Source organism: Streptomyces sp. NPDC058872 (assembly GCF_042743065.1).
Lineage (GTDB): Bacteria > Actinomycetota > Actinomycetes > Streptomycetales > Streptomycetaceae > Streptomyces.
Genome location: NZ_JBHYMK010000013.1, coordinates 137601 through 151472, shown reverse-complemented (window position 1 = coordinate 151472; position 13872 = coordinate 137601). Strand labels below are relative to the sequence as shown.

The 13872-nt window shown below is 74.0% G+C and carries 13 protein-coding genes; 8 read left to right on the top strand and 5 right to left on the bottom strand.

What is annotated here, in order from left to right; genetic code table 11:
- The first annotated feature begins 237 nt into the window (after positions 1-237).
- Both ACFW22_RS11245 and ACFW22_RS11240 read left to right on the top strand, forming a co-directional pair.
- Positions 238-2106, top strand: coding sequence for a potassium channel family protein (locus ACFW22_RS11245; protein ID WP_386401644.1), 1869 nt, complete (start codon positions 238-240; stop codon positions 2104-2106).
- Positions 2107-2423: 317 nt separating this feature from the next.
- Entirely contained in the window at positions 2424-2681 is a 258-nt protein-coding gene (locus ACFW22_RS11240) for an SHOCT domain-containing protein (RefSeq protein ID WP_386401633.1), read from the top strand.
- Between the two features lie 161 nt (positions 2682-2842).
- Here ACFW22_RS11240 and ACFW22_RS11235 read toward each other — a convergent pair whose 3' ends face one another.
- The 3 genes from ACFW22_RS11235 to ACFW22_RS11225 form a co-directional block, all read right to left on the bottom strand.
- On the bottom strand, positions 2843-3700 hold the full coding sequence (locus ACFW22_RS11235) for a universal stress protein (protein ID WP_386401631.1): 858 nt from the start codon (positions 3698-3700) through the stop codon (positions 2843-2845).
- On the bottom strand, positions 3697-4377 hold the full coding sequence (locus ACFW22_RS11230; RefSeq protein ID WP_386401629.1) for a CBS domain-containing protein: 681 nt from the start codon (positions 4375-4377) through the stop codon (positions 3697-3699). Before ACFW22_RS11230 ends, ACFW22_RS11235 begins: the two co-directional genes overlap by 4 nt.
- A 151-nt stretch (positions 4378-4528) precedes the next feature.
- Positions 4529-5206, bottom strand: a complete 678-nt coding sequence (locus ACFW22_RS11225; protein WP_386401627.1) for a CBS domain-containing protein — start codon at positions 5204-5206, stop codon at positions 4529-4531.
- 170 nt (positions 5207-5376) lie between these two features.
- On the opposite strand from ACFW22_RS11225, the gene ACFW22_RS11220 reads away from it, so the two are divergent.
- On the top strand, positions 5377-5664 hold the full coding sequence (locus tag ACFW22_RS11220; protein WP_386401625.1) for a DUF1918 domain-containing protein: 288 nt from the start codon (positions 5377-5379) through the stop codon (positions 5662-5664).
- On the opposite strand, the gene ACFW22_RS11215 is transcribed toward ACFW22_RS11220, so the two are convergent.
- Positions 5651-6250 carry a CBS domain-containing protein gene (locus ACFW22_RS11215; RefSeq protein ID WP_386401623.1) on the bottom strand — a complete coding sequence of 200 codons (600 nt, stop codon included), beginning with the start codon at positions 6248-6250 and terminating at the stop codon, positions 5651-5653. The genes ACFW22_RS11220 and ACFW22_RS11215 overlap by 14 nt on opposite strands.
- A 281-nt stretch (positions 6251-6531) precedes the next feature.
- On the opposite strand from ACFW22_RS11215, the gene ACFW22_RS11210 reads away from it, so the two are divergent.
- Together ACFW22_RS11210 and ACFW22_RS11205 are read left to right on the top strand one after the other, a co-directional pair.
- Positions 6532-7434, top strand: coding sequence for a universal stress protein (locus ACFW22_RS11210; protein ID WP_386401621.1), 903 nt, complete (start codon positions 6532-6534; stop codon positions 7432-7434).
- Positions 7431-8186, top strand: coding sequence for a helix-turn-helix domain-containing protein (locus ACFW22_RS11205; protein ID WP_386401619.1), 756 nt, complete (start codon positions 7431-7433; stop codon positions 8184-8186). The genes ACFW22_RS11210 and ACFW22_RS11205 overlap by 4 nt, the downstream gene beginning before the upstream one ends.
- A 206-nt stretch (positions 8187-8392) precedes the next feature.
- On the opposite strand, the gene ACFW22_RS11200 is transcribed toward ACFW22_RS11205, so the two are convergent.
- Positions 8393-9250, bottom strand: a complete 858-nt coding sequence (locus ACFW22_RS11200; protein ID WP_386401617.1) for a universal stress protein — start codon at positions 9248-9250, stop codon at positions 8393-8395.
- 217 nt (positions 9251-9467) lie between these two features.
- On the opposite strand from ACFW22_RS11200, the gene ACFW22_RS11195 reads away from it, so the two are divergent.
- The 3 genes from ACFW22_RS11195 to ppsA all read left to right on the top strand — a co-directional run bounded on the left by ACFW22_RS11195 (position 9468) and on the right by ppsA (position 13870).
- Positions 9468-10373, top strand: a complete 906-nt coding sequence (locus ACFW22_RS11195) for a universal stress protein (RefSeq protein WP_386401615.1) — start codon at positions 9468-9470, stop codon at positions 10371-10373.
- A complete protein-coding gene (locus ACFW22_RS11190) occupies positions 10370-11353 on the top strand; it encodes a universal stress protein (protein ID WP_386401613.1) in 984 nt (327 codons plus the stop codon). The genes ACFW22_RS11195 and ACFW22_RS11190 overlap by 4 nt, the downstream gene beginning before the upstream one ends.
- A 93-nt stretch (positions 11354-11446) precedes the next feature.
- Complete coding sequence (ppsA, locus tag ACFW22_RS11185) at positions 11447-13870, top strand: phosphoenolpyruvate synthase (protein ID WP_386401611.1); 2424 nt, start codon at positions 11447-11449, stop codon at positions 13868-13870.
- Positions 13871-13872: the final 2 nt, after the last annotated feature.

Sequence of the window (13872 nt, the reverse complement as noted above, 5' to 3'; positions counted from 1 at the left end):
CATGCTCCGCGACGGGACCTTCTACGAGACCCGCACCCCCGAACCGGCCGCCGCATGACGCGCTCGACCTTGACGAAGGACATAGAGGCACCCCCGCAGAAGGGCGGTGACGGTCGAGGAGCAACCATGATCGACACTTGATCCGCCCGTGCCATCGGGCGGGTCCCATTCGACACCGGGGGAATCGTGACCGTGCTACCGCACCAGCACATCGGACAGCCACAGGAGGGCGGCCACATGGTCGTCTGCGGCGACGACGGTCTCGCACACCGTCTCGCCGCCGAACTGCGGGACGTGTACCGCCAGCGCGTCGTGCTCGTCGCCCCCGGCGACCCGGCCGGCGCGACCGGCCGCTCCGCCGTGCTGATCCGGGCGGCCCGGCTGCTGCGTCGGACCGACGAGCCGGTCACCGGCGTCCCGCACCCGCGTGACGTCGTGTCCTCCTCCCCCACGGAAGCGGCGCTGTTGCGGGCCGGAGTGGACCGGGCGGCGGCCCTGGCCCTGCTCTACGAGGACGACGAGACCAATCTGCGCGCCGCGCTCGCCGCCCGCCGGCTCAGCCCCGGTCTGCGGCTCGTGGTCCGCATGTACAACCGCAAGCTCGGGCAGCACCTGGAAGAGCTCCTCGACCAGGCGACACTGCTGTCCGGACCCGAGAGCGACCGGGCGGTCCTGGACGCCTCCACCACCGTCCTCTCCGACGCGGACACGGCGGCCCCCGCGCTCGCCGCCACCGCCGTCGCCGGCACCAGCAAGATCGTCCAGGCCGACGGGGTGCTCCTGCGCGCCGCAGAACGCACCCCGCCCGGACGGGACGAGGTGCCCGACCCCGGCCTGTGCACCCTGGCCCTGCTGTCCTCCACCACCTCCGACCCCGCAGGTGCCGAAGGCTCGGAGTCCAGCGGCCCCCAGGGACCCCTGCTCCTGCCCGACGACAGGGCCGTGGCGGGCGCCAGCGGTCGTGGCAGCGTGGTCCTGGAGACCGTCCGGTACGCCGGCCCCACCCTGTCCTCCCGGCGCCGGGCGCGTCGGGGGGCACCGTGGCGCGAGCTCTTCTCCAGCCGCCTGCGATGGGCGCTCGTCGGCATCGTCGCCTCCGTGTTCGCGCTGACGCTCACCACCACGCTGCTCACCGATTCCGACCCCGTGCACGCCGCGTACGTCACCCTGCTGGACCTCTTCGCGATCAACGATCCCGCGATCGACGCATCGGTCACCCACCAGGTCCTCCAACTCCTCTCCGGGCTCGTCGGCCTCGCCCTGCTCCCCCTCCTCGTCGCCGGTGCCCTGGAAGCGCTCGGCACCTTCCGCGCGGCGGGCGCGCTGAGCCGCCCGCCCCGGGGCCTGTCCGGCCACGTCGTCCTCCTCGGCCTCGGCAAGATCGGCACCCGGGTCCTCGCCCGGCTCCGGGAGCTCGACATCCCCGTCGTCTGCGTCGAGGAGGACCCGGACGCCCGAGGCATCCCGCTGGCACGCGGTCACGGCATCCCCGTGGTCCTCGGTGACGTCACCGAGGACGGCGTCCTGGAGGCCGCCAAGATCCACCGGGCGCACGCCCTGCTCGCCCTCACCAGCTCCGACACCACCAACCTGGAAGCCGCGCTGTACGCCCGCTCGGTCAAGCCCGACCTGCGCGTCGCCCTGCGCCTCTACGACGACGACTTCGCCACCGCCGTCTACCGCACGCTGCGTGCCGCGCACCCGCGGGCCCTCACCCGCAGCCGGAGCGTCTCCCATCTGGCGGCGCCCGCCTTCGCCGGCGCGATGATGGGCCGCCAGATCCTCGGTGCCATCCCCGTCGAACGCAAGGTGCTGCTCTTCGCCGCCCTGCTGGTGGCCGGGCACCCCCAGTTCGAGGGCCGCACGGTCGCCGACGCCTTCCGTCCGGGAGCCTGGCGCGTCCTCGCCCTGGACACCGCCGCCCCCACGGCCCGCCGCCCCGACCTGGCCTCCTCGCACCAGGTGGGGGACGCCCCCCAACTGCTGTGGGACCTGCATCCCGGCTACGTCCTGCGCCCCGAGGACCGCGTCGTCATCGCCGCCACCCGTCGGGGACTCGCCGAACTCCTGGGCGCCCCTTACCAGCCGGGCGCCACCACTCCCTGACCGGCCCTGACCGGCCCTGACCGGCCTCGTGCCCGCGTCCGGAAGCGGTCGGGGAAACGCACCGGTGATCCGGGGCCGCCCGCAGACGCCCCTGCGGCGCCCCGCCGTCGGTGTCCCGGGCGTGCCGCGCCGGTTCCGGGCCGCGGAGGCTCCGGTCGCCGGCCGGTCGGCTCGGTTGGAGACCGGCCGGCCTCGGGCCGAGGGCCGGTCGGCCCTGTGCCGAGCGTTCCCGGCCGGGCACCTTGGAGGTGACGGGCGGACCGGGGGCGGGGGTGCCCGACTCCCGCCCGGTCCGACGGCCGGGAGCGTGAGCGGCGATGATGTTCTGGTACGGCAACGGCATGAACGGATGGGGCTGGTTCGCCATGTCCGCCGGCATGGTGCTGTTCTGGGGGCTCCTCATCACTCTCGCGGTGATGTTCTTCCGCGCCCTGGGCCGCTCCCCGGAGCGGCCGTCGGGGTCCCGCCCCACCACCTCGGCCGAACAGATCCTGGGCGAGCGGCTGGCACGCGGTGAGATCGACGAGGAGGAGTACCGCCGGCGCCTGAAGGCCTTGCGCGGGGAGGAACCATGAGTCCCGCGTCCGTCCGGGACGCGGGACGGCCGTGTGGCCCGGTGACGGGGCCGAGGGGAGAACACCGCCGGTCGGCCCGCCCCGGCCGCACGGTCGACGGGTGCCCCTCCCGTTCCGCCCGTGCGGTGCGCGTCTCACCGCTCTCCTCGTGCGGCACGCGCTCAGTCGTGCGGGACGAGGGCCACGGGCACCGGGCTGTGGTGCACCACGGCGTGGGCCACGCTGCCGATGTGCGCACCGAGGGTCGAATGGCGGGTGCGCCGGCCCACCACCACGAGCGAGGCGCCCGCCGCCGCCCCGACCAGTGCGAGACCGGCCGATCCGAGCACCACCCGGGCCTCGGTCCCGACCTCGGGGTACTTCGCGCGCCAGGGCTCCAACAGATCATCGAGCGAGCGCTCGATCTCCGGGGCCACGGCGAGGCGGACGTCCGGGACCATGGCGGGGCCCAGGCCCGCGAACAGCGGAAGCTGCTGCGCGTACACGACGTGGATCGGGGAGCGGCGCCGCGCGGCCTCTTCGAAGGCGAAGCCCAGTACCGTCTCCACGGGCTGCCGGAGGTCGGTCCCGACCACGACGGGCCCCCGTGGAGCGGTTGCCTCGGCCCCCACCCGTACCAGGACGACGGGCCGCTCGGCGGCACCGGCGACCGTCAGGCCGACCGAGCCGACCAGATAGCCCGCCACCGCACCGAGCGCCCGTGAGCCGAGGACCAGCAGCTCGGCGTCCTCGGCCGCACCGACGAGCCCCGGCACGGGGCCCATCGGCAGCACCCGGGTGGTCACCGACAGACCGGGATGGTGCTCGTGCAGCTCACCGGCCGTGCGCGTCAACAGCTCCTCCGCCCACGTGTCCTCGGACTCGTGCGCCACGAGCGACAGAACGGCTTCGGAGACCGGCTCCTTCGCGTACACCAGATGGACGCCGGTGCCCCGCAACAGGGCTTCCTCCGCGGCCCACTCCGCGGCGGCCTTCGCCTGGTCCGTACCGTCCAGGCCGACCACGATGCTCCGCGTCATGACCGTGCACCTCCTCGTCGGGTGTCATCCACGTCGTACGCCAGACGGGTGGTGGAGACCGACACCACGCCGTCGACGGTTGCGGACATGCGCTCGATCGCCGGGATCATCCCCCGGAAGGGCAATGCGCCGCTGAGCTCCACCCGTCCGTCGCGCACCTCGACGGCCACGGCTGACGGGTCGATCCGCAGCGTCGCGCCGAGCACGTCCTCGACGATCTCCCGACGGATGTCCCCGTCCGAGCGGAGGAAGACGCCGAGCAGGTCCCGACGGCTGACGATGCCCACCAACCGGTCCTCCTCGTCGACCACGACGAGGCGCTTGACGCCCTGGACCTCCATCAGCCGTGCCGCTTCCGACGCGGTCCAGTCCGGACGGGCGCACACCGCGGGCGCGGACATCAGCTCTTCGGCCCGCGTCCCCTCCGCCTTCGCCCGCTCCCACGCCTCCAGATCGGGAACGGCCGGCAGGCCGTCCGGCGCGGCGGCCTGGTCGGCCGTCTTGCGCAACAGATCACCCTCCGAGACGACCCCGACCACGCGGCCCTTCCCGTCCAGGACGGGAACCGCGGTCACCCGGTGCTGCGAGAGCGTGCGGACGACCTCCTTGAACGGGGTGTCGCCACGGACGCTCACCACCTCGCGGGTCATCAGCCGGTCGATCCTGCGGTGACGCATCAGCCTCTCCTTCCGTGCGCGGACGCCGTGGCCCCGTCCGCCGGGCGGACGGGGCGGCTTTCCCCGGGGCCGAGGACCGGTGGGGCGCACCCGGTCACCTCTCCATCGTGGTCGGATGGGACCGGTGCCTGCCACCGCACCCGCGGGGCGCTCATCGGGGCGGTTCCACGTCGAGCGCAAGGTTGTCGTAGGCGTACTCGATCGACGGGTGCAGGGTGACGACTCCGTCGACCGAGCGACAGAGCCGGACGATCACGGGGATGTCCGCGCGCTCCTCGACCCGGCCCGTCAGGGTGACGACGCCGTCGTCGACGTCCACCCGGATCGTGTCGGGGGCGAGGCGCAGGGTGCCGGCCAGGACGTCGTGCTCGATCTCGTCGCGGATGGCCGCGTCCCCGCGGAGGAAGGGCCGCAACAGGTCACTGCGGCTGATGACCCCGACGAGTCGGCCGGTCTCGTCGGTGACGGGAAGCCGCTTCACCCCCTTGCGCTGCATCGTCCGGGCCGTCTCGACGAGGTTCCAGTTCGCCTGGGCGGTGACGGCCGGCGAGGTCATCAACTGGGCGGCCGTCTCGGCATCCGGCAGTCCCCGTTCCCGGGACAGCAGACGGACGCCCGTCCAGCGGCCCTCCAGGTCGGGGAGCTCGGCGGTGGACCGCAGCAGATCGGCCTCCGAGACCACGCCGAGGACGCGTCGCTCCGCGTCGACGACCGGCACCGCGGAGACGTCGTGATCGGCGAAGAGCCGGGCGATCTCCTTGAACGGAGTCGTCGGGGAGGCGGTGACCACGTCGTGCGTCATCACCTCGAAAACCGTGCGGTGCTGCATGACGGTCCTCCTTCCCGGGACGCCGTGGACCCGGTAGCTCCCACCCTGCTGCGAGGGGCCCGACCCGGGGCAGTGCCGAACGGTCCCCTTCCGGGACTGTTGGCCCCTATGGAGGACGACCGCCCGGACGCACGCTGGGGGGAAGCACGGTTCCCAGGAGGCGAGGGGCCATGACCACGACCGGAACCCGGCAGGACCGGGAAGGGGAGCGAGCCGGCCGGCAAGAACACCCGGCCGGGCTGTGGGCCCGTGTCGGAGACCGGCTGATCGTCGGTGGTGCCACGGTCGGTGACGAGGGACGTGACGGCGAGGTCGTCGGGCTGCACCATGCCGACGGCACCCCGCCCTTCGACGTCCGTTGGTCGGACACCGGCCGGGTCACGCTGGTCTTCCCGGGCCCGGACGCGCGGGTCCAACACTTCGCGCCGCACGGCACGCGGGCCGCTAGGCGGCCGTGAACTCCGCCACCGCGTCCACCACACCGGGCACGGTCCGGGTCAGGCGCAGGGCCAGTTCGGCAGGAACGGACTGCGGTAGACGCCCGGCGAGCGTCACCGAGCCGTCCACGACCCGGACGACGAGTGCGGCGTCGCCCCAAGGCAGCAGGTGCGCGAGGAGTTCGTGGCGCACGTCCTCCGCGAGATCGGCGTCGGAGCGGAGGTAGACCTTCAGCAGGTCGCCCCTGCTGACCACACCGACCGGCCGCCCGTCCTCGTCCACCACGGGGAGCCGCTTGAGACGCCCCCGCCCCATCAGCCTCGCGGCCCCGGCGAGCGTGGCACCACGGGGAACGGTCACGGCCGGCGCCGACATCAACCCGCCCGCCGTCACTGCTCCGGCACCATCGGGATCCCCGCCCGGAAGCTTCCCGAGCACGTCCGCCTCGGACACCACGCCGACCACCCGCCCCTCGGCCGACAGCACGGGAACGGCGCTCACGCCCCAGCGCCGCATGGACCGGACGATCTCCTTGACCGGTGCGTCGAGCCTGGCGGAGACCACCGCGTGGGTCATCACGTCGTCGACGGTACGCGGGTGCTTCATGACGGGCCTCCCGTACTCCTGTGCTCCCGTCCGTCGGTGCGAGGGTGCCGCCGCCCGCCCCGGGACGACAAGGGCCGAACGGGGCAGCTCCGCACCCGAACGGCCTCGGCGCCGTCCCGGGAGCCTGCTGCCCGGCCCCCTCCCGTGCCCCGCCCGTACGTCGTTCCCCGCGCCCGGTCCGGGCGGGCCGCGTCCTGGACCGATCGGCCCTATCTTCCGGGCTCCGCGCGGTGCGAGCGTGGCAGGAGGTCGCCCTACGACCCGGAAAGGCGGTGGGCCGGATGGAGCTGCCCCTGGTGGTGGGGGTCGACGGGTCCGACGCCAGCCTCGCGGCCGTGGACTGGGCCGTCGACGAGGCGGTGCGGCACGGCCTGCCCCTGCGCATCGTGCACGCCTCGCTCTGGGAGCGGTACGAAGGAGTCGCACCGGCCTGGAGCACGGGTCGCCCCTCGGGCCGGGTCCTCGCCGAGAACATCGCAGCCACCGCGGCGGAACGCGCCCGGCGACGAGCCCCCGACCTCGCGGTCACCACGGACGTCCGGGCCGAGGACGCGTCCCGCGCACTGCTCGATGCGGGCCTGGAGGGAACGCTCCTCGTCGTCGGCTCCCGGGGCCGAGGCGAGTTCGCGGACCTCCTCCTGGGGTCCGTCGGCCTCCTGGTGGCCGCCCGCTCCCGCTGCCCGGCCGTCGTGGTCCGGGGGGACCGCTACGCCCTGGAAGCACGCCACGAGCGCGTTCTCCTCGGCGTCGGAGAGCACGATGTGGACGCACCGGCCGTGCGGTTCGCCTTCCGCGAGGCGGCGGTCCGGGACGCCGAACTCGACGCGGTCAGCGCCTGGCGACGCCCGGCCCACGAGCCGCGCGCCCATCCCCTGCTCAAGGGCGGCGGAGGAGTCCGCTCCGCGGAACGCTCCTCCGCCCTGCTGGAGGAGGCACTCGCCGCCGCGGCCGCGGAACATCCCCGGGTGCGCCTGCGCAGGAGCACGCTCGAAGGCCCCGCGCACAAGGTGCTCACCGAGCGTTCCGCCGCCGCCGACCTGTTGGTCGTCGGGGCCCGGCGCAGGGACGGGGTCCTCGGGCTTGAGCTCGGCAGGGTCGCCCACCGCGCCCTGCACCACGCCTCGTGTCCGGTCGCCGTCGTACCCCGGCGGCTTCCGGTGCCCACGGAAGGAGAGCAACGATGAACAGGGCCGATGACCGGCGCACCCCGCACCCTCCGCACGCCGCGAGCGACCTGGGCCGCCGGGTGGCCGCGCGCCGTACCCAGTTGGGCCTGACCTGGGACGAGGTGGCGGCGCGCGCCGGCTCCACGCCCGGCTACATCGCCTATGTGGAGGAGCGACTGCCCACGCCGGGAATCGAGTTCCTGGTCCGCCTCGCGAACGCCCTGGAGACCACGGTCCAGGACCTCACCGGGTACACGGCTGACCTCGCGCCCGGTGGGGCGACCGCCGGCTACCGGGCACGGGTGGAAGAGATGGGCGAGGCCGAGTGCTGGGCACTGCTCGATGACCACGGCGTCGGCCGGGTCGCCGTCGAGGGGAAGGACGGGCTGGCGCTGTTTCCCGTGAACTACCAGGTCGTCGACGGAGAGATCGCCTTCATGACCGCCGCCGACTCGTCCCTCGCCCGTGCCTCGACGTCCGGCGCGGAGGTCGCCTTCGAGGAGGACCACCTGGACGAGGCCTTCAGCCAGGGGTGGAGCGTGCTCGTGGTCGGGCCGGCGCGCACGGTGTCGGACGAGGACGCCGCGCGGAGGGTCAAGGACGCCGTCCACTCGACGCCGTGGGCGGGGGAGGGGCGGGACACCGTGGTGACGCTCTCACCGCGTCGGGTGACCGGACGGCGGATCCTGGTGCCGGGCGCCCCGGGCACGTCCCCCGGGCAGCCGGGCGGCGGTGCGGAGGGCACGGCGGGGACCGGCCCGGGGAGCTGACCCCGGGGTCCGCGCCACCGGGTCCGTCCGGTCGGCACCGGGGTCGCCCGATTCACCGGAGCCGGTCCCGCCTTCCAACCGGGAACCGGTGGAGCCGTCCGAGTTCCGTCCGGGAACCGGTGGAGCCGTCCGAGACGCCGACGCGGCAGGTGCGGGCTGCTCCCCTCCGTACGGTCCCGTCCTCCGTGCGTACGGTCCCGTCGCCCTCACGGCAGGGGGACGATCGTGACGGGGGCGGCACTGTGGTGGATGACCGCGTGCGCCACATGGCCCAGGTGCGGCCCCAGGGGGACCTTGCGGTTCCGGCGACCGACGATCACGAGGTGTGCGTCCCGGGCCGCCGCGACCAACTGGTACGCGGCCGAGCCCACCACTGCCTTCGCGGTCACGTCCACGTCTCCGTACCGCTTCCGCCACGGTGCCAGCAGGTCGTCGAGGCCGCCGAGGAGGCGGTTGCCCAGTTCCTCGCCGATGCCCGGGTCCATGACGGCCGCATGGCCGTACGAGGCGGGAAGCGTCCAGCTGTACAGGAAGTGCAGCGGCAGGTTCCTGCGGGCGGCTTCGGTGAACGAGAACGCGAGCAGGGCTTCGCACGGGTGGGAGACGTCGACCCCGACCACGATCCCGCCCTCGGGGGCCGCCCGGTCCTCCTCCGCCCGCACCAGGACGACGGGCCGCCGCGCCGCGCCGACGACGGCGAGCGACACCGAGCCGACGACGAAGCCGAGGACGCCGCCGAGCCCCCGCGAACCGAGTACGGTGAGGTCGGATTCGTCCGCCGCGGCCGTCAGTTCCTCGGCCGCCCGGCCGCGGGCGCGTTCGACGCGCACGTCGAGGTCGGGATGGTCCTTCCGGGCGCGGTCCGCCTCTTCCTGCAACAGCTCCGCCGCCCGTTCGGCCGGGGTGCGGGCGTACGGGACCGGTACCTCCGGGGTGTTCGGCCACTCCTCCACGTGCACCAGCCTGAGGGGCACCTCGCGCAGCACCGCCTCCCCCGCCGCCCACCGTGCTGCGGCGAGGCTTTCTGCGGAGCCGTCCAGGCCGACGGTGACCTGCGCTGTCATGGCGCGCCTCCTCACGCGGGTCCCCTCCGTCCGGGGTCCGGACCGGCGGGGACGTCCAGGACCCCAGGGTGTCGCCGCTCCTGCACGCGCCAGCAGGGCCGGGCAGGTCGTGATGGGGACCGAACGGCCCATCCCGGGGAGGGCCGTAGCGGTGTCAGCGTGGAGGTGTCGCCTCGGGAGTGCTCCCGAGCCCCGGGCGTACCGCGGAGGTGGAGCCATGAACACCGAGATCCCCGTTCGACCGGAGCTCGGCGCCGTCGTCGTGGGGGTCGACGGGTCACCCGCCGCGCGCACGGCCGCGCTCTGGGCCGCCGACGAGGCGGACCGCCGGGGCCGGGCCCTGCACCTGGTGCACGCCGCCGACACCGACCGCCGGGCCCTCTACGCCACGGCCGAGACGCTCCAGGCAGTGCGCGAAGCCGGTCGGGACCTGCTGAACGACACCGTGAGCGCGGTGCAGGAACGCTTCCCGGACCTTGCCGTCACCAAGGAGCTGAGCCGTCAGGAGCCGGTCGCGGGCCTCCGGTCCGCCGCCGGCCGCCGGGGGACGATCGTGGTGGGGCACCGTGGACTCGGCGGTTTCTCCGCCCTCATGCTGGGCTCCGTGGGACTGGGCGTGGCGGCCCGGGCAGAGGTGCCCGTGATCGTCGTGCGGGGGGAGGGCGAGCGTCCCGAGACGGGCTCCGTGACCGCGGCCGTGCACGACGCGGATGACCTGGGGTGGCTGCTTCTCGCGGCGGCGGAGGCCGAGGCCCGCAAGGCGGCCCTGCGCATCGTGAGCGTGTGGAACGTGCTGGCCCACGTCGGAAGCGTCGCGACCATGCTCGACGACCTCGACGGGATCGCCCGGCAGCGCGTCCACGAGGTGAAGGAGCTCGCCGACCGCGTCCGCGACGCGTACCCGGACCTCATCGTGGGGCACCACCTGGAGACGGGGACGAGCACGCCCGGCATCCTGATCGAGGCGAGCAGCCGCACCGACCTGATCGTGATGGGTCGTGATCACCGCCCGCTGGGGGTCGGGCCCTCGCTGGGGCGCGTCGCGCACACCCTGATCCACCACGCGCACTGCCCGGTCGAGATCGTCCCGACCGCCTTCGTCCACCCGGGCGAGGAGAAATGAACGACGTGCTGGCGGGCGTCGATCCCCGCGACCTTTCGGTTCCGGCACTGGTCTGGGCCGCCGACGAGGCCGCGCGCCGCGGACTCCGCCTGCGGTTGGTGGTCGCCGTCCCACCCGTGCACGAGCGGTTCTGGTACGACGCGCTCGCCCATCACGCCGCCCTCCGGATCCGCGCCGAGTCCGCCCTCGCCAATGCCGAGGACCTGGTACGGGACCTGCACCCCGGACTGCGGACCACGACGGAACTCGTGGCGGGGGCACCGGCCGCGGTGCTGCGGGAGGAGAGCGCGCACGCCGCACTCGCCGTCGTGGGATCGCGCCGCCTCGGTCCGGCCGCCGAGCTGCTGAGCGAGGGATCGGTGGTCGTGCCGCTGACCGCGCACGCCGCTTGCCCCGTCGTCGTGGTCCGGTCTCCGGAACACACCGCCACCCACCCGCCGACCCTCGTCGTCGGAGTGGACGGCAGCGAGGGGTGTCGGGAAGCCGTTGCGTTCGCGGTCAGGGAGGCCAGCCTGCGCGAAGCCCGCCTGCGCGCGGTCTGGGTCTGGCCCCGCTCCCTCCGGCCGCACGGCGATGAGGAGGAAGGCGCGGCCGAGCGCCGGCGCCTGTTGTCCGAGGCCGTCGTGGGCTGGGCGGAGCAGTACCCGGACGTCCACATCACCGGAGAGGTCCTGCGGGGACACCCGGTCGAGCAGTTGGCCCGCGCTTCCCGGGAAGCCCTCGCCCTGGTCATCGGGCGCCGGGGGCGCGGAGGCTACGCGGGCATGCGCCTCGGCTCGACGGTCCACGGCCTGGTGCACCGCGCCGAGTGCCCGGTGGTCGTCGCGCCCCTCCCGGATCGGGAAGGACGGCGGAACGGCCGGCCGCGGGCCCCGGGGACCGGCCAGGACCAGGGCGCCCCGACCGACCCCGACACGGCACGGGACGGCGCCGGGGAGCAAGGCCCCGCCGGCCGTTCCGTCGAACCCTCGGAGAGGTGAGGACCCGTGCGGTGCACCCCGATCGACCCCCGACCCCCCGCCCCCTGCGACCCGGCCGCCCGGCCCCGGCCGCATTGAGGAGGCCGCAGCGCCATGGAGACGAGCAGGGAAACGAAGGAACGGGCGCCCCGCGTCCTCCCGTTCACCGAGTTGGGACGGGACGACGTGAGCCGCGTGGGCGGCAAGAACGCCTCACTGGGAGAGATGACCAACCGGCTCGGCGCCGCGGGCATCCGGGTCCCCCCGGGCTTCGCCACCACCGCCGAGGCCTACGCGGAGCTGCTCGACTCCCACGACCTCCGCGGCCGCGTCACGGCACGGATCGACCGGCTGCACGCGGGCGCCCGACTCGACGAGGTCGGGGCGGCCGTGCGGTCCCTCTTCCTCGCCGAACCGCTGCCCGCAGCCCTGCGGGACGCGGTCCTCGCGGCGTACCGCCGGCTCGCCCGGGAAGCCGGTCGGGAGGACCCCGAAGTGGCCGTGCGCAGCAGCGCGACGGCCGAGGACCTGCCCGAGGCGAGCTTCGCCGGACAGCAGGAGACCTATCTGAACGTCCGTGGCGCCGATGCCCTCCTGGACGCCTGCACCCGCTGCTACGCCTCGCTGTTCACCGACCGGGCGATCGACTACCGCGAGCGGATGGGCTACGACCACCTCGCCGTCGCCCTGTCCGTGGGCGTCCAACTGATGGTCCGCTCCGACCTCGCCGGCGCCGGGGTCGCCTTCACCCTCGACCCGGAGAGCGGCTTCCCCGACGTGGTCGTGGTGAGTGCCGCCTGGGGCCTGGGGGAGACCGTGGTCAGCGGACGGGTCGACCCCGACGAGTACACGGTCTTCAAGCCGAGCGCCAAGGATCCCCGCCTCGACCCCGTGATCGACGTCCGCATCGGCAGCAAGCGGCTCAAGACCGTCTACGCGGACACCGGGTCGACGCGCACCGTGGACACCCCCGCCGAAGAACGGAACCAGCGGGTCCTTGACGGTGCGGAGATCCGTGCCCTGGCCGGCTGGGCGGTCGCCCTGGAGGAGCACTACGGCTGCCCGATGGACGTCGAGTGGGCCAAGGACGGTCGCACGGGCGAGCTCTGGATCGTCCAGGCCCGCCCCGAAACGGTGCAGTCGCGACGGCGCGGTGCGACGCTCACCCGCTGCCGGCTCACCACCGCTCCGGGGGAACCGCTCGTCGAGGGCACCGCCGTCGGCGAGGCGATCGGTCGGGGTCCGGTGGTCGCGCTGGACGCCCCCGTGGACCTCGACCGGTTCCCGCCGGGGGGCGTCCTCGTCACCTCCGTCACCGACCCGGACTGGGAGCCCGTCATGAAACGGGCCGCGGCCATCGTCACCGACCACGGCGGCCGGACGTCCCACGCGGCCATCGTCAGCCGTGAACTCGGCGTCCCCGCCGTGGTGGGAACCGGGGACGGCACCCGGATCCTGCGGGCGGGCCGTGAGGTGACGGTCTCCTGCGCCGAAGGGGACAGCGGACGCGTCTACGACGGACTGCTGCCCTACGAGGAGACCCTGATCGACTTCGCGGAACTGCCCGCCACCCGGACCCGGGTGATGCTGAACCTGGCCGACCCCTCGGCCGCGTTCCGCTGGTGGCGGCTGCCCGCCGACGGCGTGGGGCTCGCCCGCCTGGAGTTCGTCGTCGCCCACCAGGTGAAGGTCCACCCGATGGCCCTGCTGCACCCGGAGCGGCTCGACGCACACGACCGAAGGCTCGTCGAGCAGATCACCGAAGGACGGCGCGACCGCGGACAGTACTTCGTGGACCGACTGGCCCACGGCATCGCCCGCATCGCCGCCTCGCGTTGGCCGGCACCCGTCGTCGTGCGCACCAGCGACTTCAAGACCAACGAGTACGCCAAACTCCTGGGAGGCCGCCCGTTCGAACCGGACGAGGCCAATCCCATGATCGGTTGGCGCGGGGCGAGCCGGTACTACAGCGACGGTTACCGCGAGGGCTTCGCGCTCGAGTGCCGCGCGCTGCGGCGGGTGCGCGACGGGATGGGACTGACGAACGTGATCGTCATGATCCCCTTCTGCCGCACCCTCGACGAGGCCGACCGCGTGCTCGCGGTGATGGCCGGAGAAGGGCTGGTGCGCGGCGAGAACGGGCTCCGGGTCTACGTCATGGCCGAGATACCGTCCAACGTCATCCTGGCCCGCGAGTTCGCCGAACGCTTCGACGGGTTCTCGATCGGCAGCAACGACCTGACCCAGCTCACCCTCGGCGTCGACCGGGACTCCGAAGCCCTCGCCCACGTCTTCGACGAGCGGGACCCGGCCGTCGTCCGCAGCATCAGGACCCTCGTCGCCCGGGCCCACGAGGCCGGCCGTCCGGTCGGACTCTGCGGGCAACGGCCCAGCGATGACCCGGCGTTCACCGCGATCCTGGTCGAGGCCGGACTCGACTCGATCTCGGTGGCACCGGACAGCTTCGCCGCGGTCAAGGGGCACGTGGCCCGGGCCGAGTCGACGCGGGGGAACGACCCCGTACGGAGGGAGGAGTGACC